This is a genomic window from Parabacteroides goldsteinii (genome assembly GCF_020091425.1).
GTDB classification, from domain to species: domain Bacteria; phylum Bacteroidota; class Bacteroidia; order Bacteroidales; family Tannerellaceae; genus Parabacteroides; species Parabacteroides goldsteinii.
This window is the reverse complement of sequence record NZ_CP081905.1, coordinates 63,562-87,072: the sequence shown is the minus strand read 5'-3', so window position 1 is coordinate 87,072 and position 23,511 is coordinate 63,562. Positions and strand designations below refer to the sequence as shown.

Here is a 23,511-nt window from a genome sequence, read left to right as displayed (position 1 = left end):
AGATGTTATTTAATTCGATTTTTAATTTGCCGATAGTATTCTTCAAGCATCAATTTCCAAAATTTATTGCGTTCGTAACGTGATGTAATCATTGCCCTTGCATTCTTTGCCATTCTTTTTACCTCATTAGGATTATCCAAAAAATATTTCATGGCTTTATACAATGCGTGTTCGTCTTGTGGTGGAACAATTATTCCATTTTTGTTTTGAACAATTATTTCATTACAACCATTGATATCTGTAACGATTTGTGGTAATTCCAAGGCCCCAGCTTGCATGACAACATTAGGGAAACCTTCACGATAGGAGGGAAAAACAAAAGCCTCACACCCCATTAGATAGGGACGAACATCTTGTTGAAAGCCGACAAACTCAATGTGAGAATTTGTGCTAATCTCTTGTTTTACCCAATCATCAACCGGATAAAGGTTTTCTTCCATAAAGCCGATTAAACGTAATCCTATGTTAGGATAATCTTTCTGTAATCGAATAAAAGAAGCTACTAATTCATTGATTCCTTTCTCATAAAATATACGACCTACAAAACCAAACGTGAAATCGAAAGTTGAAATCTTAATATCTTGTGTAGCATTTCGCGAATAGAATGCCGTATCAATTCCATTTGAACCACCATTACCGATAACAAGCATTTTTTTAGGATTGCCGATCCCCATTGAACAAATAATATCACACATCTTTTGTGAATTGGGATATACATTTGTGGCACAAGCGTAAGTTAACCGTTCCGTAAAACGAAGAATTTGTTTTTTTATGCCCGTAGCCGTCGTCAATGGGAAGCCTGTTACCGTGTGCATACGGATCGGCACACGTGCTATCCATGCTGCTAACATACCCAAAAGACCAGCTTTGGGGGTGTGCGAGTGAACAATAGTCGGCTTCTCTTTGATAAAAAGTTTTACCAATTGGAAAAGAGTTATTAAATCGAAAATCGGATTTATGGCTCTTGACATTTTTACCGGAATACAACGTGCCTGTTGCTTCTGTAATTCCTCCCAACCTTCTCCTTTAGGGGCAACGGCAATGACATCGAAATATGCGGAAAAATAATTCAATTGACCTTGAAGTTGCCGGACTTGAAAATAAGCTGAATTTGTTATTTTGAATAATTTCTTTTTTTTCATTGAAAAGATTTTATTTTTTTTGCAGGAACTCCCCCATAAATAGAGAATGAGTCAACACTTTTATTAACCAAACTATTTGCGCCTATTATACATCTTGTATCAATGTGAACTCCACATAAAATCCTCACTCCACAACCAATCCATACATCATCATGGATAACTACCGTTTTTTTTAGGATTTCATTATATTTAATAGGTAAATTAAAATCAGAATAAGTGTGAGTACTTGTTAGTATTGAACTTGAATGGGCAATAGACACATTATTTCCGATCATCAATCCTCCGCTACATTCAAAATAACACATCGGATGAATACTGATATTATCTCCCAGTTCTAGTTTCTCTATGTTAGATATATATACATTTTCTTTAATTACAACATTATCACCGCATTTTTTTGCTAGATTTTTCACCAATATGTATCTAATCACAATACCAACTTTTCCTCCAATACCTCTTAAACTTACAAATAAAAAATTATTAAGTTTCCTAGGAAGATATGAATCTACTATAACGAATACCTTAATTAATGGTTTAATCCGTTTAAATAAAGTTCTACCGCTTAGATCCGACATGTCTAATATCTATATAATTGTTTTTTTTATCTTTCATATGAAACAAATAGCCAATAGGCATAAAAATAATATAACTAGAAATTCCTATTTGTTTTATTTTATTTTTCATTTTCAATTTAGAGCAAGGAGCAAAACGCCAGTAATTTATATGAGCTTTTATTTTTTTTAAATATGGAATATCTAGTGATGCCATTTCTGAATAAATTCTCATGGCATAATTAGGTGAATTCATTCTGTTTTTGATTGATGAAACAGATAAACCGTCTGATAAATACTCTGCGATGTATATTTTTTCATTAAAAAATAACATAAGGTAATTTTTTCCAATACGGTTTAGAACCAAACTTTCTGCACAAAATTTTTCTCCGGGTATATCGTCAAATAAATAATTTCTCAGGACTGATGTTTTAAAAACAAACGCAACATCCCCTTTTATATTTTTTATAATCCAATAGTTAATCCAAGAATCTTTTAAAATTTTCCATGTAACCTCTTTCCCTATACGAGAACCATCTGGAAAGCATTTCATACCACAAACTCCAGCAAATTTATCATTATTCTTTATATATTGATAATGAAAAACTATTCGTTCTATAGAGTCTTTTGTTAAATAGTCATCACTATCTACAATATAAAATAATTCTCCTTTTGCATGTAATACGCCATTGTTGATTGCTCTATGTTTTCCACCATTCTCTTGTTTGATGAAACGAATTAATATACGATCTTCATTTTGATAAGATTTTATAATTTCATCAATATCATCAGTGCTCCCATCGTCAACAATAATCCATTCAAAATTTTTATAGGTTTGAGACAACAAACTCTGATATAGATTTCCAATTAAATTCTTCCTATTATATACCGGTGTAAATACAGTAACTAAATCTTTCATAAAAATCTTTTTCTATTGTTTTGTATTTTATTTTATCCACATTACATAAGTGAACATATAATAACATAGAATAATCCATTTTATTCGTTCTCCCTGGTTATTTATTAAGTTATCTTTTAGCAAGGGATATATCAATACTATAGGATAAAGAAACCAAGATAGATAAGCAAATCTGTTATTATACGGTACATGAATGGTCAATAGCCAGAACGCATTACTTGCTATATAAGTATTAAATAAACGGATAAACAATTTGTCTTCGTAGCAATATGTATAGATATATTTCACTCCTGCGATAATGGGTATCAAACTATAAATAATGAAGTCCCAGCGAAATCCAATATTAGAGAACATTTGCTCCATGCCTTTATAAGACATATTCAAATATTCAGACATCCTTTTATCCTGTTCAAACCAAGGAATGTTTGTCAACAAAGTGGAGAAAGAATCACGTGCAACAAGCATAAGCAGGAAAAACGTTCCCCATAAGTATAAGTAGTGTTTGGGATTATTTGAAAGTCGGGTCAGCAAGAAACAGCCAATTGGCAACATGACGGATTGATGGAAAAGACATGCTATAATCCAAACAGGAATTCGTTTAATATCGTTGTTTGGAACAAGAAAAGAGAAGATAACTAACGATGTAGCTATTCCGTTACGCAGTCCATTTACTCCGTATCCCCAAAAACTCAAAGAACAAACGAACAACACTAGTGCTACAGCATATTGTTGTTTGAATCGTTTCTTTAAAGCAAAGAAAACAGGCAATATATATAATGAGCAAAGAACAAACCAATACCCTTTTAAATTGACGAGTTGTGAAAGCCAATAGGTAAGATACTCAAAACCAATATCTCTATCTCTTATAGCAACCGTACCATAGAAGGCTTTCTTTTGGAAAGCCATGGCATAAGCTGAAGTATCTCCAAAGTAGTGATAATCGGTCGGTCGGAAAGTTACATGAACATATACAATCAAGAGTAAAGCAAGGCTAAATATCTGGTTGTTGATATAAGGCTGTCTTACTGTTTCTGCCCTGACCGGTTGAATAGCGATGTAAACAACTAATAGCAGCAACAAGTTGTAATATAAGGCTATATATAGACTAATACTCATAAAATGACATCACAAATTTGGTCCACATAATGTTCCCACGTAATTTTAGCTTCTATGCGCCGACGTGCATTACGACCTTCATTTATAGCAAGAGATTTATCGTCGATTAACTTAATGAGTAAATTCTCCAATTCTTCGTGGGCGTCCTGATGTATCAACCAACCGCCATTATTCTCCTCGACAGCATCGGGAATGCCACCTGTACGAGTACCTATAACGGCGGTTCCACAAGCTTGCGCTTCGGCAAAAACAAGCCCGTATCCTTCTACATTCCTATTATCCGCTTCTTCACGTGTACAGAGAATGAATATATGCGAGGCTGAATAGAAATCGCAAAGTTTATTATCATCAATGAAACCTTCAAATGATACAATATCTGACAATCCTAAATCGGTAACCATCCGCTCAAGTGCACTCTTATATTTTCCTTTACCTCCGAGATGCAATCGCACTTGTTGCTTATACTTTGCCGGTAAAGAAGCTATCGTCCGGATAATAAAATCATGTCCTTTAAATTTTTCCAATCGAGAAATAGAACAGAGGTGTAGCAAGCCATCCTTATATTTTTCACAAGTAGGGCGAAAATGAATTGCATCAACCGCTAACGGAATAGCGATTGTTTTAGCATTTGGAGAACAATGTTTTACTAATGTCTCTGTATAATGACTGTTAGCAATCACGCAAGAGGCGTTTCTTAGTATAAAACGTCGATAAGTAGGCCAAATACAGCGTCGGAAAAAACTCTTTCCGGCAAGATATTCGGCTCCATGTGCCAATATATAGGTTTCTCTGTTTGACAATAGAGACAGCATTCCCTCTGGATGATAATTCCCGGTAATTACAATATCACCGGGAACAGTTTTTTTGCGTAAATACTTCAATGTACGCAACTCCAATATTCCTCTTCTTCCATGCAATCTCACCACATTATTATCCTCCTCTGCATCGGTAGAAGTACTTTGGGGACAAATGACTGTAACATTCAGTCCTTTTTTCTCTAAATATTTTTTCAGTTCAAAACAAAGCCTTGCAATACCACCATTACTTGGTGGATAATCATAGGTTACAATAAAAATGTGTTTGTTAGATGTTTGCATAATGAGTATATTTAGGAGTTAGTTTTCCTTTTTTATAACCTTCTTTATAAGTTTTTGCAAAAAGTCTAAACAGTCCGGGATTGCGGTAAGTAAAAGCGTATGATGCAACAAGACGCAACAAATAGATGTAAGCAGTCGGCCTATGATACCATTTGAGATGACGGCTAATCAATAAAGCCCGGTTATGTACTAATGAAGCAATATAGCGATTGATATCCAGAACCCTGCAACCGCCTGTATCAGCAGCCAAGTGCCATACATGAGCATCATAATTAAAAAAAACTTTGTATCCAAGTTCCTTTACTCGTAAACATATTTCGGTTTCTTCATATAGAGCAGCTCCATAATTCAAATATTCATCAACACCACCAACTTCTAAAAATATGTCTTTTTTTATGCTATAATTTCCACCTCCGCCATGATCTACATATTCTTTATGATTAATGTGGAATCCCCGTTCTGGAGTTGCCGTATAGAAATGGAACTTGCCTACATTTTTCGATTTGGGATTATTCTTATATTTTTCTGTAATTCCCCCTGCCACTACTGCGATATCAGGTTGTGACAAGAACTTGTAATGCTCTTTGAGCAGGTTGCAGTCACACTCGATATCATCATCTAGAAATAGGATGTAGGCGTATTGTGTGTGTTGCACACCGAAATTACGAGCTTCAGGTAGCCCTCTAAATTCAGTCACATGATAGTACTTAATCAATGTATCACTATCTTTTGCACGACTATACATAGTACTGTCAATGGCTGCCGATTGGTCTACAATAATTATTTCATACGGCTCCCCAAAATCTTGCTCTATTAAGCAATCAACTGTACTTGCCAGATAATCAGCCCGATTAAGTGTGGGCAAAATAATGCTTATCCCTTTTTGCATAAGGCGTTTATGAATAATATGAATCAAGAGTTAAGAAATTAATCACTTCGTTTAGGAATTATACTCTATCAGAAATTTCACTATAATGAAGCATTTCTATATTTTACGTAGTTGTACTGAAATGTTTGACTTTCTTCAAGATGGCAATACAAAAAAAGCCTTAACTCCCCTTCGTATGAATATGTGATTTTATAAATAAAAAGTCCGTTTAAATTTTCTAATAAAGCAGTTGAGTTAGGATTCTTCTACATGATGTTTGGAGCTATCTCTTATAACTCGATTGTAAAATTCGATGTTTTGTGCCACTATCTCGTTGGTGTTGAATCTAGCAGTTGCATTTAGATAAGCCCTGTCGGCTTGTTCACACCTATAAATGGGATTCGAGATTAGCCGTTGCAAAGCCTCTGCAAATTCATCGATACGTTTCACCCTGCATTTGCAAACACAGTTACTGTCTCCTATAATCTCTTGAAAACAATCGATATCGGAACAAACAATTGCCTTCCGCAGTAACATTGCCTCCAGTAAGACCAAACCGAAAGTTTCTGCATGGCTTGGAAATATGCAAATATCGGCACTGTTAGCGTATGACATAGTCTTGTCATAAGGTAAGCGACCTAAATACGATACACAACCGATCGATTGCTTTGAAAAGAGAGATTTGCATTTTTCCCATGTCGAAGAACCATTCACTACTGCATCCTGTCCGATGAGAATGAGTTTGACATTGTCGTTTTGCTCGCATATCCTGTTGAAAATAAGAGGCAAATCAAGTACCCCCTTTTTCTCAACAATTGTCCCCCAATAAAGTATCGTTATTGTATTTTTGTTCATGTCACTAGATGAAAGAGGGGGCATGTTTATATCCACAGGATTATATATTACACATTTTCTCTTATTCGAAGACAGACTGAATAATTTATCCGTCAGGTCGAGAGCCTGTCGGCTAACTCCTATATAGGCATCAGAATTACGCAAAGCATTATATTCCATAAGCCGTACGTTCCATGGAGTTTTGTTTCCAGACAAATGATCGAAATACACATTTGAACCATGTAATCTTGTAACTACTGGTACAGATAAACTACAAAAAGCCAAAGGTCCCTCCCAGTCGATAGATTCAACGAGGTCGATGCCAATCTTTGCCACTAATAGATTTAACTTTTTATTTAGATACCTTCTATTGATAAAAGAAGAAAATGGAGACTTATGAGGCTGGTTTATAGGTATCACAGATATACCATCGTCCCACACAGTTTCTGTAAACTTATTGCCCCAATACACAACTGATACCTTCACACCAGTCTCACTCTTAACGATAAGATGAGACAAATGTTTGATAAAAATTCCGATTCCGCCACATTTCATACCCAATATCGGATATTCTGTAGTTAAAAACGCTATATGCATCTCTATTGTATTTTTTGGAAAATATCAATGAAAGATTTTGTTTGTTGCGATGCCAAGTAACGGCGGCAATATTCTTTGTTTGCCGTCATTGGAAATTTTTCGCTAAATACTTGTTTGATGACAGTAACACCTTGCTGAGGAGTATCTATAAAAATACCTATGCCTGCTTTTATCAATTCGGTTCGTGCTTCGCTAGTCATGGGCACCATTGCTAATACAGGCACTTGTAATGCGATATAATCGACCATTTTTGCGAAATTAGTCCACCATAAAGCCGTGTGTCCGGGAATAAGTACTGCTGCTTTTGCATTAACTATCAATTCATACAATTTACGCTGCGGTACATGATTGATATATTCCACGTTGTTACAGATTCCCAAATCATTGACAAATTCTTCCGTTTGTTTTTGATTGATATTCTTATTACCCACAATTTTAAGGGTGCAACCCTTGCCTTTTAATTCCTTAGAATTGACAGCTTCGGCAAATATTTTCAAGAAATTATCTTTATATTCATGGAGGTATTCACCCACGAATATTATATAATTCTCTTTTTCTCTATTTTGAAAAGAAGGCAAATAATCATCATCTACTCCAGTTGGAATAAAATATGATTTATTTGAGTATCGTCCCTCATATAAATCATTAAATATATTCAGGTATGCTCCCGACAGACCAGTAATAGCATCAGCGTATTTAAAAGTATCTTGTTCAATTTTCTTTTGCTTGGCAAAAACAGGAAAATAATCAGAATACATTCGCTTAGCGTATGTGGTAGGATCCCTGAAATCAGCAACCCATTTTACTCCGGTTAGATGTTTAAGTCGCATACCGATTCTATTTGAGGTAAAAGGCAGGCAAGTGGTATATATGATAGATATATCATGTTCTTTAATTATTTTTCGTCCCATCCTCACGGCACTTCTTTCCCAGAATCTAAAGCGGTCGGGAACTTGAATCCATCGGTCTAGTATATATTTATAAAACTTACCGAATAAAGATTGCTTGTTAGAGGTGACTGTATCCGTGCTTTTTGACTGTGCACCAATAGTTTTTGCTTTGGCTGTAATGGCTTTGAGTGAAGTATCTTCTCCTCCAAGCAACATTCTAAGGCCGCGCAATGTCGGTTCTATATAATTGGCTTGATAAATAGGCACGTCTTGGACTTCGTCCAACAAATCAGGATCTTCTAAATATAGATAATTACGATTAACCGTCAGTACTATCGGATTCCAACCTGTACGTTTAAGATATTTTACAAGTTTAAATGCCCTAAATACCGCAGCATGAGTCTGTGGCGGAAAAAAAGGAGTAATTATAAGTATGTTTTTATTCATCGTTTTAATTTGTTTAAAATCAATGCTTTTACTTTTTTCTTATTTTCTTTGTCTAATAGCACATAATAGGACAGAACAACCAATATTATTGAAGAACTAAGAGCCACGATAATCACTCTTGTAAAGGACTCAACCAAGATATGTTGTATGAGTAGGATTGCGGTAAAAGAAGGAATACTTATGAAAAGATTCACTACCATCGTTGTGAAGAAAAAACGTATCGGTTTGAAATCTTCAACATAATGATGGAGTGTATATGAGCAAACGATATAAATCAATAATGTGCTCACTATAGGCAATCCAAAAGCCCAAGTCAAGCCGATACCTTTACTAAACAATAACCAAAGTATCGGAATGACTGATAATGATACTGTCCCCGCCATAAATGAATAAAATTTCAAACGTCCGACAGCTTGTATTCCAATATATATAATATTATTATTCAATGATATGAAGCTTGAGACTATCAATAAAATACAGAATTCAATTGTATATGGAGGAACTTCCACGAGCCATAAATTCATTACATAATGTATTTCAGAGATAAAAGGAATAGCAACCAACAGATATAACACATTTGCCAAACAAGTAGTTTGCTTTAGTAATTGTATCATGGCATTGAAATCGGTCAATGCGTATTGCTTTATAATTTGCGGCCTCGAAGCCATTACCAAATTGGTTGATACTTGTTCAATCATCAGTTGCACAGTTGTTGCCAATCCGGCTGCGGCATTAACAGCTGTACTGCCAAATATATTAAGCAACATATTTGTTCCCTGTTGACGAGTAGTAAAGCAAATATTGGAATAAAGATTCCATCCTGAAAAGCTAAACAGAGAACGGCCGATAACCTTATTCCATTCCCAATTAATCCGGCATTCGTCATAATGCCTAATGCAATAAATGCGATATGTCATTGCAATCAAGAATGAAGATAAGAGCATAAGTCCTCCATATAAAATGAGCTTATCACATACTGTAATAAGTAGAAGTGTAGCGATCAGCAACTTCAACAGTGATCCAACAATTTCCACAATAGCATACACGTCCATTTTTTCGTGCGAAATAAGAGTCGCATTGTATGGAACTTGAGTGATGCTGACCATTGAGGAAATTATTGAAAATTGATACACCCAAACAGCTGCACTCATTCTCTCATCTGGAATGTTCAATTTTTCGAATAACAGCCAAAGTCCGACCGTTTCAGCCAAAAACAAGACTATAATTGCAATTCCTATATGTAATATAAAGGCTGTATTGAATGTTTGTTGGAGTTGTCGAGGGTCATTTTTGGCAAGTTCGACTGTAAGAAAGCGTGAAGTCGCTCCACTCATCGTTACATTCAAAAAGCTAAATAGGACAACAATACCGCCGACAAGTCCATAAATGCCATAATCATCTACACCAAGTGCATTTAACACGATCCGTGATGTATATAGTGATACAATCATGGACAGCAACATACGTGCATAAAGTGCCACTGTATTCTTGAATATTTTTTTATTATTTACGGACGATGTCTTATTCATAGCAAGCTTATGATCTTCCTAATACAGACGGAATGTATCTTTTTATTAAGGTTGTCGCAAAATAGCATATTGCAACAATGAGTGCAAATTCCAATATGGTCCAACTGTAGTTTACAAGATGTAACTTATTGCGCACGATCCAGAATGTATCTACAAATAATATATGTAGCCCCAATAATGCCAAACTGTTAATTCCACACCAAATCAATATTTTATCCAATGGAATAAGTTTCAGCTTTCTCGAATTAAAATATGAATTGATAAACCAATAAAAATTCATAATAAAAACCATTGAAAGCAACAATAGATGCAATGGAAAATTGTTTGATTTTAAGTCAACGTAAGAGGGAAATAGAACGATGAAAACAATGGCGATAATAAGCAAGAATAATGAGTATATCGGTGAAACCTTCATGCCGTACCATTTGTTCCGCATGAAGCAAAAACCAAGATGGTAATAAATCAAGGTAGACATTGTTGTGTCAATAAAATATGGCAAATCAATGTTATTAGCATTTAACCAATATCCTACTCCATATAATAATATACATAATGCGCTGATTGTTAATGCTTTATTGTAGGGGTGATTTTATGTATCAATAAATAAACGAATGAAACCTCGAACAAACAAATTAAAAACCAAATTACATGAAATAAAATAAAAGAGTTTTCATCACCGAGAAAACCATCAAACATACTCGTTACAGGGAGCGAGATCGCTTTTGCCCAATTATGAGTTTCGTTAAGTTTCAAAACGAACAAATATGCGAACAACAAAAAGGCAAAAAAGGCCCAAGGAATCAGTAATTGTCTGGTCTTTTTTGCAAAAAACTCTCTCAAACTGATTGGACGAAAGAAACAGCCTGACACAAAAAAGAAAAGGGGCATGTGAAAACTGTAAATAACGGTTTTCAACATGTAAGGGATTTGTATATGACCAAGGATGACCAATAAAATTCCTCCCCCTTTCAATATGTCAAAGGAGACAATCCGATTAGAGTCTACCATCTACAACGTTTTTTTCAAAGATAGCTTTAACATCGAATATGACGTGTTGAGCATTTAGTAACGTTTTTACATCAAAGCCTATAAACTGTTCGTGTGCTACAGCTATAATTGCCGCATCGAATTTCTTATCCAAAGGATGTTGGTTCGTTACCGAGATTCCATATTCTCGCATAACTATATCAGGATTGGCCCAAGGATCATATACGGTGATATGTACGTTATACTCTCGCAAAGCATTGTAAATATCTATAACCTTTGTGTTCCGCACATCAGGACAGTTTTCTTTAAAAGTAAACCCTAATATGAGGATATGAGAGTTGAGCACCTGTATTCCTTTCTTCAGCATCAATTTCGCAACTTGGTTGGCCACATATTCCCCCATACCGTCGTTCATTCGGCGACCGGCTAAGATTATCTCAGGATTATAACCGTGACGTTGTGCACATTGAGCCAAATAATACGGATCAACTCCAATGCAATGGCCTCCAACCAGCCCAGGCTTAAATGGCAGGAAATTCCATTTGGTAGAAGCTGCTTCCAGTACATCCTGTGTATCAATGCCCATTTTAGTAAATATCTTGGATAGCTCATTCACAAATGCGATATTGATATCACGCTGTGAGTTTTCTATTACTTTGGCTGCTTCCGCTACTTTCATCGTAGGAGCGAGATGTGTACCGGCGGTAATTACAGAAGCATATACCTCATTTACTTTCTTACCTATTTCAGGCGTAGAACCGGAAGTAACCTTTTTGATTTTTTCTACTGTATGAAGTTTATCTCCCGGATTTATACGTTCAGGGCTATAGCCAGCAAAGAAATCTTCATTAAATTTCAATCCGGACACTTTTTCCACAACCGGGATACATTCGTCTTCTGTAACACCTGGATAAACAGTAGATTCATACACCACAATATCCCCTTTGGAGATTACCTTACCAACAGTTGTGCTGGCACCGTAAAGCGGAGTCAAATCCGGATTGTTGTTTTTGTCTACCGGAGTGGGAACGGCAACTACATAAAAATTGTAATCACGGATTTCCTCTATATTGGCAGTACACTTAAAACCATTGGCAAGGGCAGATTGGAGTAGTTCATCTGACACTTCGAGTGTCGCATCATGACCTGCCATCAAAGCAGTCACACGAGCTTGGTTCATGTCAAAACCTATCGTTTTATACTTTGTCGAGAAAAGACGAGCCAAAGGGAGCCCTACGTAACCAAGACCAATTACGCAAATTTTAGTTTCATTCATAATTTCATCTGTTATTATTACTTTAAATATTCTTCCAATACCATTTGACAGCCTCTTTCAAACCGTCACGCATACTGTATTGAGGATTGTAACCTAAAAGGGATTTTGCTTTATCAATACATGCCAAGGAATGGGGAATATCCCCCAAGCGGTTGGGACCATGAATTATTTTCACGTTGGCAATTTCGGGGTCAAATTCACTCAAAAATTCTTTCAAGTAACCGACCAACTGGTTTAATGTGGTGCGTTCTCCGAAAGCAGTATTGTATACTTGGTTGGTTGCATTCGGATTTGTCGTGGTCATAGCCAGCATGTTCATTTGAATCACATTGTCTATATAAGTAAAATCGCGGCTATATTCACCATCTCCGTTAATGACAGGACTCTCATGAGCCATGAATTTCTTAACGAACAAAGGAATCACCGCAGCATATGCCCCGAATGGATCTTGACGACGACCGAAAACATTGAAATATCGTAAGCCGATACATTCCATTCCATAGGTTTTGGCAAACACATCGGCGTAAAGCTCGTTTACATACTTTGTTATGGCATAAGGCGAAAGCGGTTTACCAATCACATCTTCTACTTTGGGAAGAGACTGACTGTCTCCATATGTAGAAGAACTTGCTGCATATATAAAACGCTTTACATTGGCATCGCGAGCGGCTGTCAGCATATTTAAGAATCCCGATATATTAGTTTCATTTGTAGTTATAGGATCTTTGATAGAACGTGGAACTGAGCCTAATGCTCCTTCATGCATAACGTAATCTACATTTTCTACAGCTTTCTTACAATCGTTCAGATTCCGTATATCTCCTACGATAAGTTTAAACTTATTCGGATATCGTTGTAGAAATGGAAAAATGTTTTCAGGTTTACCTGTGGAAAAATTATCCAAACAGATTACATCATAGTCGTGAGCCAATAAATACTCACATAAATTGGAGCCGATGAATCCCGCTCCACCAGTAACTAAAACTTTTGTTAATGACATATGGATTGTTGTTTTATGTTGAAGTTGCAAGCCTATTGCTTGATAGGGGTGTAATGATTTATTTTAAGACTGGTTTGGATAAAAGAGAGATTGTGTGTATCTGCTCCAAGTCGATTGTTACAATTTCCATTGAATTCCAGCCTGTTGGATTTTTTTGTATGTATTTTATGCAAATCCACCTAGAGAGAAAAAGTTAAACAGAATCTACAGGTCTTAATAACCGATAATTATAATCTATTTAAACTATAACAGTCTGACTATCAATTAAACAGTTTTGTATATTTTTTGTAATACTCGTACAAATGAACTTTTGAAATATATTGTAATTGTGAATGTCCGTTCCTATATGAGTAATAGCCTTTTCTTTTAATAGCAGCATGGCTTTTTTCTTAATCCGGTTGCCATACATACCCGCTATTGACGGAAGATTGAACTGAAACTTCACTCCCATGTCTTTTAATTGTTGATAATCCGACTCACCCATATAAACATACCGTTCCGGATGGGCAAGAATGGGATAATAGCCTTTAGCCTTGATGCGGAGCAGAATGTTGTTCAATCCCATCGGAGGGTTAAAGTAGGAGGTTTCCACCAGTAGATGGTCACCGCTTTCACCCAAGGGCAGCAGATCGTTCTTTTCCAACCGTTCCTCGAAGAGGTTGTCAAGCATGTTCTCTGAGGCCAGATGCAGTTTTATCGGACCGCTATAGGTGGCTTGAAGTTCAGCGTAACGCTCCCGGAGGTGCAGTGTGGTGTTGGGCATATCTTCCATGATATGCGGTGTAAGCCATACGGATTTTATGCCCAACTCTTCATACAGGCGCAGTATTTCCAATGCTTCTTCCATCGTCTGCACACCGTCGTCCACACCCGGCAGAATGTGCGAGTGACAGTCGGTAAAATTCTTGAATATACCGCTATCTTTCAGCGATATACGTTTCCTGAATGGCCACACAATGATACGAGTATTTTTATATAAAACATTTTATTTTTTTTAATTAATAATCATCCATTTATCCCCACCCTGTTTTCCGTCGGAACCTTAGTGGTATCCTGAGCCGTAACCGTAGTGATAACCATATCGATAGCCATAACGGTATCCATAGCGACCGCCACTTCCCTCGGTCCCGTTCAAGATCAGGGACATGTTCTTGTATTTTTTCTCCTCGTAGATTTTCTCCAATTCAGCAAGCATACTCCGTTCAAGTAATCCTGCACGAACTACGAAAACGGTACGGTCGGCCAGTTTCTCAATAATTTGCGTGTCGGCCACCAGTTCAACGGGCGGACAGTCGATCAGCACATAGTCATATTGCTCCCTTACAGTATCGATTGTCTGCTTTAACCGCTCGTCGAACAATAATTCCGTTGGGTTAGGAGGAATCGTTCCCACGGGTAGTATATCCATAGATTTATGTTTCGGATCGGGTACGATGATCTCATCCAGATTATCGATACGACCTCCCAGATAGTCGCTCAATCCCTTGTCAGGAGAGTCGATATAGGATGATGCAGAGGCGTGGCGCAGGTCTCCGTCGATTACCAGCACTTTTTTTCCTTTGATGGCAAGGCTCACGGCGATGTTCATGGTCAGAAACGATTTGCCGCTGCCCGGATTGAATGAGGTCATGATGATGACATTCGAAGTCTTGTCCTTGCCGGTCATAAATTCCAGGTTGGTACGCAATACGCGGAATGCCTCGTTGATGATGTCACGGTTGCCCTCCTTGACGATAACGGCCTTGACTTCCTGCGGTTTCTTTCCTAATATCCCTTTTTTCTTTCTTGTGAACAGCGGAATTTCACCGATGAACGGTATAGTCAGGTTTTCCAGGTCTTTCCTTCCCCGTACACGGGTATTCATATTCTCGCGCATGAAGATAATGACTATCGGAATGAGCAGCCCCAGAGCGAATGCGACCATAAAGATATTTTTATGCACAGGGGATGTCGGCAACATGCTGCCGTGTGGCGGGGTAACAATGCGGGTATTATAAGCCGTGAACGCCTGTGAGAGTTCGTTCTCTTCACGCTTTTGCAACAGGAATAGGTAAAGAGCTTCCTTTACCTTCTGTTGGCGCTCCACCGAAAGCAGGTACTTGGCCTGTGTTGGGTTGGCCGCTATACGTGATGTCGTCTGTTGCTCCGTCTGCCGCAAACTTTTTATCTGCGAATTCAAGGTCACTATCTGATTGTCGATAGATCTGATTATCGCCCCACGCATGGATGCCAGAGCCTGATCCATATCCACGACCAGCGGATTTTCCGTGCTGCTGTTCGCAACCAGACTGTTGCGCTGCAACAGTTGCTTGTTGTATTCGGCAATCTGCGATTCAATATTGGCGCTTTCAATGCCGGAGTTGGCCGGAAGCAGTTGGGTACGGTTGGCATCGTTGGCTAAATAGTTCCGGATGTAACGGGTCATATAAAGCTGGTTGTTCAGGGACAGGATCTGCGCGTTGGCCGCACTGCTTTGAGCCATATACATACTCGATGCCGCCTGCACGTCGGGCAACAGATGTTCTGACTTGTAAGAGGAGATATCCTCGTCCACATTTCCCAGTTCCCGTTCGATTACGCCCAGACGCTCGTTGATGAACATTGAGGTGCTGACAGCGATCTGGTTTTTGTCCTTCACCCAATTCTCGTTATAAACGGAAATCAACATGCTCAATACATCTTCTGCCCGCTGTGTGGAGTTATCCTTGAATGACAAGTCTATGACTGACGCTTTCTCGCTGTTCAATGAAACGGACAGATTGGACGAGCAGGAGTTGACGGCGTTATACAGACTGGATTTGCCTACATATAATGTATATGCCTCGCCTTTCACGTAATTGGGTGTTGTATGGATAATGATTTTTCCCAATGGCGTAGTGATGGAGTCGAGCAAGCTTCCCTTTACGTCCTTTTCTTCAAGATCTGTCCCGTTACGTATAAAGTCGGATAGGTATAACGTACCGTCCGGCTGTATTTCCAACGTAAAACCGGCTGATTCATTCTCAGGCAAGTCATTTATCGTTACATCCACCGGTAATGTCAGTCCATAGGCTACCTGACGGTGGAATTTTCCCCGAACGAAGTAATTCATATCCAGACGCAACCGTTTAACCACTTCGGTCATTAAAGACGGTGATCGAAAGGTGATGAGTTCGTTATTCACATTTGTACCGGATTGAAACAGCCCGAACTCCGAGAAGGATTCCAAATCCGAGGAGACCGACTTGCCTTTGGAATCCTCTTTGATCAATACCGAAGCGGTACGTGTATATACGGCAGGAGTGCGTAACAGATAGGCAGTAGCGGCACCGATCGTTACCGCTAAAGACAAGACGAACCACTTCCATCTTGCGAGGCACAGGTATAACAGGTCCTGTATTCGCAGGAAATCATCCTGCTGCCCCGGTTTTATATTCTTTTGATTTACGGTCATCATATCTGATTCTATATTATTTTACAATCAACACGGTAATGGTCGTCAGCAACGAGGCCAATGACATCCAGAAAGAGGCTGAGCGGACGTTATTGCCGTTGACGGTCGCCTGCCGTGCTTTCATTGAGTTGGGTTCCACATAAACGATATCGTTCTGCTGCAAATAATACACAGGAGAGGCATAAAGGTCATATCCCGAATTCAGGTTGACCTGATACAGGGTTTTTTTCCCGTTTTCCTCCCGTTGTACCAGCACGTTTTCCCGTTTCCCATAGACGGTAAGGTCCCCGGCCATGCTTAAGGCCTCCAAAAGTGTCAGCTTGTCCTTTTCGATATTGAAACGTCCGGGGGTGGCAACCTCGCCCAACACTGAAACGGTCAGGTTCATAAACTCCACTGTAACAACGGGGTCTTTCACGAGATTCTTTGAAACCAATTCCTCTTTTATATACGAGGCGATCTCCGCGCGTGTCATTCCTGCCACATGGATATGTCCCAGCACAGGAAAATCAATATCCCCATCCTTATTTATTGTATATCCTGATATTCCCTGACTATTGGATGTACCTGATGTCGTACCAATCTGTCGGGATATGATCGGAAGGTTGAAAAGGTTCATTAATAAGGGGTCTTTGCTGTTGACCTGTATGGAAATCTTGTCTTCTGGACGTATCCGGATTTCCAGCGGGTTCAAGACTTGCTCTGCGGTACCCCGTTTCAGGTCCGTGAAATAAGCGACTTTCGGTGTGGCACATGATCCCAATAGAAAGGCCACGGTTAATAAGGATAAAATGTATCTGATTTTCATATTTATTGATTTTTATTTGTTGGTTTTCTGTTCCGATTGAAGTTGTGCGATAGATTTTGTCAGCCTGATGTTGGCGAGAGTCCATATCAATATATCACCCAAAACGATCCAGTTCACATTGAGATAAAGGGACAGAAGAATATTGAGCAGTATGAATATAGTTGACACGGAAACAATGATGATCATGGTATTGCGCTGCTTTATTCCGAGAGCAAGCAGCTTATGGTGGATATGGTTCTTGTCCGGCAGGAACGGGTTCTTTCCGTTGCGTACCCGATGCAGGTAAACCCTGACCACGTCACAGCATGGAACCAGCAAGGGTGAGAAGGCCAGCACCATCGGATGTACATTTCCTGTATTATCGTCTAGTCCGCACATGGTCAGTTTGAGACTGAGGAAACAGAGCATCATGCCGATGGTCAAACTGCCTGTGTCGCCCATGAAGATCTTCCTTCCGTGTTTGGCGTTCCCGAAAACATTGTAATAGAAGAATGGTACCAACACTCCCAATGTGGCAAACGCCAGCATGGCATAAACATACTGATGGAGCATAAAGAAAGTCAGTCCATAAAATAGGCAGGCGATACTGCATAGCCCGGAAGCCAGCCCGTCAATGCCGTCAATCAGGTTGATGGCATTGATGATGAAGACCACGATCAGGATGGTCAGGGGATATCCTAACCATAACGGCACCGCATGGATGCCCAGAACACCGTATAGGTTGTTGATATATACCCCACCGGCAATAAGCATCACGCCGCACAGAATCTGGATGACAAACTTGGCACGATAACGGATACCGATCAGGTCATCGGCCATGCCAACCAGATATAGTACCATGATGGAGCAGAAAGCAAAAGCCAAAGAGCACACGTCGTTCCCGATTTCGGACAATATCTCCGAATGTCCCAGCACCATATTGATTCCTAGCAACAGGGCTATGGTGAAAAACACTACCGGCTTGAATGCGATACCACCCAATCGGGGCACCGCACAATGATGTACCTTCCGCTCATCGGGAAAGTCGAACAATTTCTTACGGAAAGCGATTAGCAGAATCTGGGGAATGACGATACCCGCACAGAGAACACAAAGCAAAAATGCCAGTGAACAATTTACAATCCAAAAATACATATATTCAAATATTATTTTATTTGTGTAAGGCCACGAGGAAGGGGAACTTCATCATCTCCTTTTTGTGTCATCTCTCAAAATTTGTCACAATCGGAATCATTGATGACTTCAATCAAATCGGGATGAACTTCTACCGATATACCCATAATCCCTTCAAGCATCACAACCACCCGGCGGCGACGTTTTCCTTTCACCCGCATGAATACGCCCTTTACTCCATTGAACTTGCCACCGTAAATACATATGTGGGTACCTTTCCGTATGTCAATCTCTTCCGGTTTATAATAAATAGTGTTTTCTTCATACTGCGAGGCAATCTTGATAAAGCTCTCCATTTGCTTATCCGGCACCACGATATATTTCAGTCCCGTGCTTTTCTCCCACATCATGAATTGTAAGAAATTATATTTTTTTTTGAAATCCGTGATCTGTTTTCGGGAAGCATGCACGAAGACGAGATTCGGGATGACTGGTACAAGCCTTTTGGATTTCACTCCGTGATAGACCCTTACGGCATAGTGTTTCGGTATGAAATACTCTAGACCATCCTTGCCTTTGAGCATCTCTTCCGCCTTTTTCTCGTTTTTATAAGCGCTCATGGCGAACCATTGGATTCTAGTTAGATCTTCCCTTGTGGTTATGGGAGTACTCATTCGTCGTGTGTTTTTTAGTTATTACGGCAGGTCAAGATATACCCATAGTTCATCCCAACTTATGTATTGGTCTGTATTATAGTAATTTATGTCTTTTTTGGCTGTCATATCAACCATTCATGCCGTCTTTTATCTTGCCGCATTCCTATTTTTCTCCATAAGAGAAATAGAGGACATAAATATTTAACATATATAATTGATTTACAGGGATTATTCGCTGTAAATACAATCTAGTTTACTCAACATTTGTTATGTAACCACGACATTTAACGAGGTGGCTATTAAGGTTTTTCTTTGTTTTATGCTATTATGTTCAATAATTTATGTATTTTTGCATATTCAAAACATTTCTCTTATGGAGAAAACCGTCATTTATTCAATCTTTTTCAAGCAAGAATTTTGTACTTTCACGGGGCTTTTTCCTTTCTGAATCCATCTTGTCATACAACTGAAAGTATAGGGTATATACTTGTTCATTATATTCCTATGGCATTCGTATAGGAAATTTCTCCTATTTTCGGTGTTTCTCTTTCTGAGAGAAATGGGGTGATTGGTATTTTGATGTATATCAAATATTTATAAGATTGGTATAATCAATTTGCTCAACAAATAATCAGTTTTTTCTAATCATACCTCTTATTTTTTATGGTATGACTAATATTTTTCTTCTGATTTTTAGTGTTTTTTGTGTTATCTTTTGTACTTTTGCATTTACAAATCTTTCTCTCAGAAAGAAAACTTCAATTTGTATAACATAATTCCAACTTATTTTTTGTCAGATAAATAAAAATAATAATTGCCATAGAATAACAGCGGGCCGATTGGGCACGTATGCTGAAACCTATGGCGTAAACTGTTTTATAATGTGAATTAAAGTGTATTTAAAATAATACTGTTCGCTTTATCCACTACGGAGGTGTCTAACGATGCAAGATAAATCCGTGTAGTGCTTTCTGAATCATGTCCCATAGCTTCGCTGATGGTAGCCAACGGAATGTTTTTGCTTCTGGCGATAGAAGCCCAGGCGTGACGTGCCACATAACTCGTCAGCGGAATAGGAAGGCCGATTTGTTTTCCCAATTTCTTTAGTTTTGAATTCACCAGCTGGGCTGCATTCTTGTATTGTTTCCGTTCATCCGTTTTTGCGTCGAGAATGATCGGCAATAGATAAGAAGAACCTATGGTATCGTATTTATCTATGATTTCTTGCATGGGCTTTTCCCATTTGATTACTAGCTGTTGGTTGGTCTTTTTTCTGCGATATGATAAAAAACCGTTTTGCAAATTACTTTTCTTTAGATAAGCCATGTCTATAAATGACATCCCTCGGGTATAAAAACTGAACATAAATAGGTCTCTTGCATATTCCAAAGAGGAGTCGTGACTTAAATCCATATCGCGTATCTGTCGGATAATTTTGGCCGGAACTGCCCGTTTTACAGTTTTATCTATGCCCGTATATACATGTTTAAACGGATATCGCTGTATAACCAATTCTTTTTCTACGGCACGATTATACATGGCTCTGAGGTTTCTCATGTAATAGGAAGTACTGTTCGGACAAATGTCATTAGATTTTAGATATTGTTCATATTCCATCATCAGGTTGGAGTCTATATTGTCGAAAGGGATGTCTCTGCCTTTCTTTCTGAAATTCATGAATCGCTTGAAGCTATTGAGCGTAGTGGTATAAGTTTCTGTGGTGCGTATTTTACCTATTTGTCTCAATTCTTCAATGAGATTCTCACAAAATGACACAAAGTACTCGTTCACAGGAGGAGCGGAATAATATTCAATGATTTCGTCTGCCGTATATTTGTATCCAAGATTCTCAAATCTTATCATAATATCTTTTAGACGTGAGGTGTCTTCCTCAATACATTTTTTTAAAGAAACCAAATACCGATGCCGGTTTTCTCCTGTCTTTGCTGGTATGATTATTTGGGAATTGAAAATATCCCACTCGTCAGGATAAATCTTGTATCCTGAATTTATCTGCCTTGCTACACGATTATGAATTACTTGATAGAACAATGTTCCCGCTTTTCCTTCTATAGAGGAATGTCGATACTTTATTTTTAATGATGCCATTTTTTTGTTTAATTAATATTATATTCTCCAAAATAAATGTTTTGGCGTATTATATGTTTAATAACCAATAAATTAGATAACTGTTTGATTTTGATTATAGTTGGATTTATATTGATATGGCGAAATACTTGGCTATTATATATCAATGTGAATAATGTTGGATTTTATTCTTCTTTTATTTCCGTACTGCCCTTTTCCTTGTTTTCTGCCTCCCCTAATGTACGTTTTTTCATAGCCCCGTCTGAGAGCCTTTGTTTTTGAACGGCAAATTTATTTCGGTGGATGGATACGAAAGAGTTCCGGTCTTCGCCCTTTGTACCGAAAAAAATAACGCCGGACGGCTTCGCTGTCCCCAACATTTTTTGTCGTCCAAAACTTTTCTCAATCCCTCCTTCCTTCTTGTTGTGTGCCGTAAAAAAAAGGCTTATAAACTCAGATGGGGCATGAAAGCTCAAAAAAAAAGTCGGCAGAAAGAAAAGGTCATCCCGGAAAGGGGTTTTAAAAAAAGGTCTTTAAATCTAGCTGAAGCATAAAATTAGAAGTTTAACCCTTTAAAAATGTGACATATGATTACAGTGACGGAACAACTAAAGAATGTGTTTGAAGCCAACCCTTTGTACTCAAAAGAGGGGCAGGGGCTTAATGCGGAAGTCATCGCAAGGTTTTTCCTTCCTTTTTCTTCGGTGGTATGGTTGGTAACGGAAGCCGAACAGCAGGAAGACGGTGACTGGCTTTTTTTCGGTTATTGCCATATTCAAGAATGGGAATGGGGTTATGTGCTTCTTTCTCAAATTCAAGAGGTGAATGTTCGTGGGTTGACCGTGCAGCTGGATAAAGGACTGAAAACCGGTATAACGGTAAAAGCTTGCCTGAATTGATTAGAGAATAAACGGAGAGGGAACAACCCCTTTCCGCTTTCCAACCGGAATATTGAACTTAAAAACGGAAGTTATGGTTTACGAGACGAATTGCACGGAAATAACACAGGACAAATGGCGTGAGCTGATGAAGTACGGTAGAAAATGCTCCTATCGGCTGCTTACGGCGAGAATCAAGCGGGAATTGCCGGAATTATACCATGCGCTGGCTCTCCAGTTCTATAATCCTTATGCGGAACAGTGCAGGCAGACACCCACACATTATATATTGGTTCATTCGGCCATTGAATATTTTATCAGAAAACAATAAAGGACAAATGGTTATGAAAACAAAAAAGGTTGATAAAAAGAAAACGCTGGCTTATGCGGTGGCATTTTACTTTACGGATGTTTCCGTAAAGTTCATGATGGGGAATGCGATGTATGAGTATGTACATACCGTTTATGACAGGCGGTATGATAACGGTGGCTTTAATACGCTTGCCGTAGTCTATAATTACAAGAGGATGAAGTACGAGGTATTGGTCGTATCGGACGAGAAGGTAGGTGATAAGGAGATTCATATATTATAAGTTTCACAAACAGGGCTTTTGCCATATAAAAACGGCTTTTGAGATGAAAAAGTTATCGGCTTATACGGTTGCATCCAACTGCACCGACTTGACGGATATACGTGACGGCATCGCTGAAATACATGAAGCGATGAAGACTTGCGTTGAATCCGGGAAACATATCCCTTCATTCTATGTTTCCCGGTTGGCCAAACTGGAAACTAAAAAGAAGAAACTGGAGAAACGGACGCAGGTACACATGACCGTCACCATCCGTTTCTTTATAGATGATGATACCCTTACAATGGCAGTCAGGCATTGCCTTTTCTTCAAGCTGGAACCGACTCGGCAGAATGTGATGAAAGCCATCCGTGATGCGGTTCTTAATAACGGACGTTCCATTCTTGACTTTCCGGAAGCATGGGGAGAAGATCTTATGGATGTGTCTTTCTTTGATGTGGAGAATGCCATGAAGAAGCTGCGTTCCTCATTCGGCCTATAAACTTCATTGCATATTTTTCCGAAAGTAAAGTAACCGTTGGATTTTTGGCCAGCGGTTCTTTTTTCAAAAAAGAACCAAAAACTTTGAATACAATCTTTTTTCATCTTCTAACTTATGTATTCGGAAAAAATTCCATGGCATTCAGAAAAGGGATGATAGCGGTTTGGGGATTATAGGGTAGATTTGTGGGGTAAGCTTACAGAGACAG

At 38.5% G+C, this 23,511-nt stretch carries 22 protein-coding genes; 4 read left to right on the top strand and 18 right to left on the bottom strand.

The features are described from left to right. Positions 1 to 5: 5 nt before the first annotated feature. From K6V26_RS00735 to K6V26_RS00650, 18 genes are all read right to left on the bottom strand, one after another. Positions 6 to 1,142 (bottom strand): glycosyltransferase family 4 protein, encoded by a 1,137-nt coding sequence (locus K6V26_RS00735; protein ID WP_005868864.1) that lies wholly within the window; start codon positions 1,140 to 1,142, stop codon positions 6 to 8. Then, positions 1,139 to 1,717: an acyltransferase gene (locus K6V26_RS00730; RefSeq protein ID WP_005868863.1), complete on the bottom strand. Its 579-nt coding sequence runs from the start codon at positions 1,715 to 1,717 to the stop codon at positions 1,139 to 1,141. Before K6V26_RS00730 ends, K6V26_RS00735 begins: the two co-directional genes overlap by 4 nt. After that, the gene (locus tag K6V26_RS00725; protein WP_005868862.1) at positions 1,698 to 2,612 is read right to left on the bottom strand and encodes a glycosyltransferase family 2 protein; all 915 of its coding nucleotides are present in this window, start codon (positions 2,610 to 2,612) and stop codon (positions 1,698 to 1,700) included. The genes K6V26_RS00730 and K6V26_RS00725 overlap by 20 nt, the downstream gene beginning before the upstream one ends. 27 nt (positions 2,613 to 2,639) lie before the next feature. Further along, positions 2,640 to 3,728, bottom strand: coding sequence for an EpsG family protein (locus tag K6V26_RS00720; RefSeq protein WP_005868861.1), 1,089 nt, complete (start codon positions 3,726 to 3,728; stop codon positions 2,640 to 2,642). Beyond that, a complete protein-coding gene (locus tag K6V26_RS00715; protein ID WP_005868860.1) occupies positions 3,725 to 4,825 on the bottom strand; it encodes a glycosyltransferase family 4 protein in 1,101 nt (366 codons plus the stop codon). Before K6V26_RS00715 ends, K6V26_RS00720 begins: the two co-directional genes overlap by 4 nt. Beyond that, positions 4,812 to 5,714, bottom strand: coding sequence for a glycosyltransferase family 2 protein (locus K6V26_RS00710; protein WP_005868858.1), 903 nt, complete (start codon positions 5,712 to 5,714; stop codon positions 4,812 to 4,814). The genes K6V26_RS00715 and K6V26_RS00710 overlap by 14 nt, the downstream gene beginning before the upstream one ends. Positions 5,715 to 5,948: 234 nt before the next feature. Continuing rightward, positions 5,949 to 7,124, bottom strand: a complete 1,176-nt coding sequence (locus K6V26_RS00705; RefSeq protein ID WP_005868857.1) for a glycosyltransferase family 4 protein — start codon at positions 7,122 to 7,124, stop codon at positions 5,949 to 5,951. A 2-nt stretch (positions 7,125 to 7,126) separates the two neighbouring features. Further along, the gene (locus K6V26_RS00700; RefSeq protein ID WP_005868855.1) at positions 7,127 to 8,461 is read right to left on the bottom strand and encodes a glycosyltransferase; all 1,335 of its coding nucleotides are present in this window, start codon (positions 8,459 to 8,461) and stop codon (positions 7,127 to 7,129) included. Beyond that, complete coding sequence (locus tag K6V26_RS00695; protein WP_005868853.1) at positions 8,458 to 9,990, bottom strand: lipopolysaccharide biosynthesis protein; 1,533 nt, start codon at positions 9,988 to 9,990, stop codon at positions 8,458 to 8,460. The genes K6V26_RS00700 and K6V26_RS00695 overlap by 4 nt, the downstream gene beginning before the upstream one ends. 564 nt (positions 9,991 to 10,554) lie before the next feature. After that, positions 10,555 to 10,998 carry an acyltransferase family protein gene (locus tag K6V26_RS00690; protein ID WP_005868848.1) on the bottom strand — a complete coding sequence of 148 codons (444 nt, stop codon included), beginning with the start codon at positions 10,996 to 10,998 and terminating at the stop codon, positions 10,555 to 10,557. Beyond that, on the bottom strand, positions 10,985 to 12,253 hold the full coding sequence (locus tag K6V26_RS00685; RefSeq protein ID WP_005868845.1) for a nucleotide sugar dehydrogenase: 1,269 nt from the start codon (positions 12,251 to 12,253) through the stop codon (positions 10,985 to 10,987). The genes K6V26_RS00690 and K6V26_RS00685 overlap by 14 nt, the downstream gene beginning before the upstream one ends. Positions 12,254 to 12,275: 22 nt before the next feature. After that, positions 12,276 to 13,253 (bottom strand): SDR family oxidoreductase, encoded by a 978-nt coding sequence (locus K6V26_RS00680; protein ID WP_005868843.1) that lies wholly within the window; start codon positions 13,251 to 13,253, stop codon positions 12,276 to 12,278. Between the two features lie 238 nt (positions 13,254 to 13,491). Continuing rightward, entirely contained in the window at positions 13,492 to 14,208 is a 717-nt protein-coding gene (locus K6V26_RS00675) for a tyrosine-protein phosphatase (protein ID WP_005868841.1), read from the bottom strand. Positions 14,209 to 14,295: 87 nt separating this feature from the next. Next, a complete protein-coding gene (locus K6V26_RS00670; protein ID WP_008782414.1) occupies positions 14,296 to 16,686 on the bottom strand; it encodes a GumC family protein in 2,391 nt (796 codons plus the stop codon). Between the two features lie 16 nt (positions 16,687 to 16,702). Continuing rightward, positions 16,703 to 17,494: a polysaccharide biosynthesis/export family protein gene (locus K6V26_RS00665; protein ID WP_005868837.1), complete on the bottom strand. Its 792-nt coding sequence runs from the start codon at positions 17,492 to 17,494 to the stop codon at positions 16,703 to 16,705. Between the two features lie 12 nt (positions 17,495 to 17,506). Next, positions 17,507 to 18,628, bottom strand: coding sequence for an MraY family glycosyltransferase (locus tag K6V26_RS00660; protein WP_005868835.1), 1,122 nt, complete (start codon positions 18,626 to 18,628; stop codon positions 17,507 to 17,509). A 74-nt stretch (positions 18,629 to 18,702) separates the two neighbouring features. Next, positions 18,703 to 19,281, bottom strand: a complete 579-nt coding sequence (locus tag K6V26_RS00655; RefSeq protein ID WP_005868833.1) for a UpxY family transcription antiterminator — start codon at positions 19,279 to 19,281, stop codon at positions 18,703 to 18,705. Positions 19,282 to 20,151: 870 nt separating this feature from the next. Beyond that, the gene (locus tag K6V26_RS00650) at positions 20,152 to 21,372 is read right to left on the bottom strand and encodes a tyrosine-type recombinase/integrase (protein ID WP_005868829.1); all 1,221 of its coding nucleotides are present in this window, start codon (positions 21,370 to 21,372) and stop codon (positions 20,152 to 20,154) included. Positions 21,373 to 21,938: 566 nt separating this feature from the next. Here K6V26_RS00650 and K6V26_RS00645 point away from each other — a divergent pair. The 4 genes from K6V26_RS00645 to K6V26_RS00630 all read left to right on the top strand — a co-directional run bounded on the left by K6V26_RS00645 (position 21,939) and on the right by K6V26_RS00630 (position 23,303). Next, on the top strand, positions 21,939 to 22,250 hold the full coding sequence (locus K6V26_RS00645) for a DUF2958 domain-containing protein (RefSeq protein ID WP_005868826.1): 312 nt from the start codon (positions 21,939 to 21,941) through the stop codon (positions 22,248 to 22,250). A gap of 73 nt (positions 22,251 to 22,323) precedes the next feature. Further along, positions 22,324 to 22,560 (top strand): hypothetical protein, encoded by a 237-nt coding sequence (locus K6V26_RS00640; RefSeq protein WP_005868824.1) that lies wholly within the window; start codon positions 22,324 to 22,326, stop codon positions 22,558 to 22,560. Positions 22,561 to 22,573: 13 nt separating this feature from the next. Beyond that, on the top strand, positions 22,574 to 22,822 hold the full coding sequence (locus K6V26_RS00635) for a hypothetical protein (RefSeq protein ID WP_005868823.1): 249 nt from the start codon (positions 22,574 to 22,576) through the stop codon (positions 22,820 to 22,822). Between the two features lie 43 nt (positions 22,823 to 22,865). Further along, positions 22,866 to 23,303 carry a hypothetical protein gene (locus tag K6V26_RS00630; RefSeq protein WP_005868821.1) on the top strand — a complete coding sequence of 146 codons (438 nt, stop codon included), beginning with the start codon at positions 22,866 to 22,868 and terminating at the stop codon, positions 23,301 to 23,303. The last annotated feature ends 208 nt before the right edge of the window (positions 23,304 to 23,511 follow it).

Bases quoted from the DNA above. Each gene is read 5' to 3' on its own strand.
- K6V26_RS00640 (WP_005868824.1), top strand. From the start codon at position 22,324: ATGGTTTACGAGACGAATTGCACGGAAATAACACAGGACAAATGGCGT.
- K6V26_RS00685 (WP_005868845.1), bottom strand. From the start codon at position 12,253: ATGAATGAAACTAAAATTTGCGTAATTGGTCTTGGTTACGTAGGGCTC.
- K6V26_RS00630 (WP_005868821.1), top strand. From the start codon at position 22,866: ATGAAAAAGTTATCGGCTTATACGGTTGCATCCAACTGCACCGACTTG.
- K6V26_RS00715 (WP_005868860.1), bottom strand. From the start codon at position 4,825: ATGCAAACATCTAACAAACACATTTTTATTGTAACCTATGATTATCCA.
- K6V26_RS00645 (WP_005868826.1), top strand. From the start codon at position 21,939: ATGATTACAGTGACGGAACAACTAAAGAATGTGTTTGAAGCCAACCCT.
- K6V26_RS00725 (WP_005868862.1), bottom strand. From the start codon at position 2,612: ATGAAAGATTTAGTTACTGTATTTACACCGGTATATAATAGGAAGAAT.
- K6V26_RS00670 (WP_008782414.1), bottom strand. From the start codon at position 16,686: ATGACCGTAAATCAAAAGAATATAAAACCGGGGCAGCAGGATGATTTC.
- K6V26_RS00695 (WP_005868853.1), bottom strand. From the start codon at position 9,990: ATGAATAAGACATCGTCCGTAAATAATAAAAAAATATTCAAGAATACA.
- K6V26_RS00690 (WP_005868848.1), bottom strand. From the start codon at position 10,998: ATGGTAGACTCTAATCGGATTGTCTCCTTTGACATATTGAAAGGGGGA.
- K6V26_RS00705 (WP_005868857.1), bottom strand. From the start codon at position 7,124: ATGCATATAGCGTTTTTAACTACAGAATATCCGATATTGGGTATGAAA.
- K6V26_RS00655 (WP_005868833.1), bottom strand. From the start codon at position 19,281: ATGAGTACTCCCATAACCACAAGGGAAGATCTAACTAGAATCCAATGG.
- K6V26_RS00665 (WP_005868837.1), bottom strand. From the start codon at position 17,494: ATGAAAATCAGATACATTTTATCCTTATTAACCGTGGCCTTTCTATTG.
- K6V26_RS00735 (WP_005868864.1), bottom strand. From the start codon at position 1,142: ATGAAAAAAAAGAAATTATTCAAAATAACAAATTCAGCTTATTTTCAA.
- K6V26_RS00650 (WP_005868829.1), bottom strand. From the start codon at position 21,372: ATGGCATCATTAAAAATAAAGTATCGACATTCCTCTATAGAAGGAAAA.
- K6V26_RS00720 (WP_005868861.1), bottom strand. From the start codon at position 3,728: ATGAGTATTAGTCTATATATAGCCTTATATTACAACTTGTTGCTGCTA.
- K6V26_RS00700 (WP_005868855.1), bottom strand. From the start codon at position 8,461: ATGAATAAAAACATACTTATAATTACTCCTTTTTTTCCGCCACAGACT.
- K6V26_RS00730 (WP_005868863.1), bottom strand. From the start codon at position 1,717: ATGTCGGATCTAAGCGGTAGAACTTTATTTAAACGGATTAAACCATTA.
- K6V26_RS00660 (WP_005868835.1), bottom strand. From the start codon at position 18,628: ATGTATTTTTGGATTGTAAATTGTTCACTGGCATTTTTGCTTTGTGTT.
- K6V26_RS00680 (WP_005868843.1), bottom strand. From the start codon at position 13,253: ATGTCATTAACAAAAGTTTTAGTTACTGGTGGAGCGGGATTCATCGGC.
- K6V26_RS00710 (WP_005868858.1), bottom strand. From the start codon at position 5,714: ATGCAAAAAGGGATAAGCATTATTTTGCCCACACTTAATCGGGCTGAT.
- K6V26_RS00635 (WP_005868823.1), top strand. From the start codon at position 22,574: ATGAAAACAAAAAAGGTTGATAAAAAGAAAACGCTGGCTTATGCGGTG.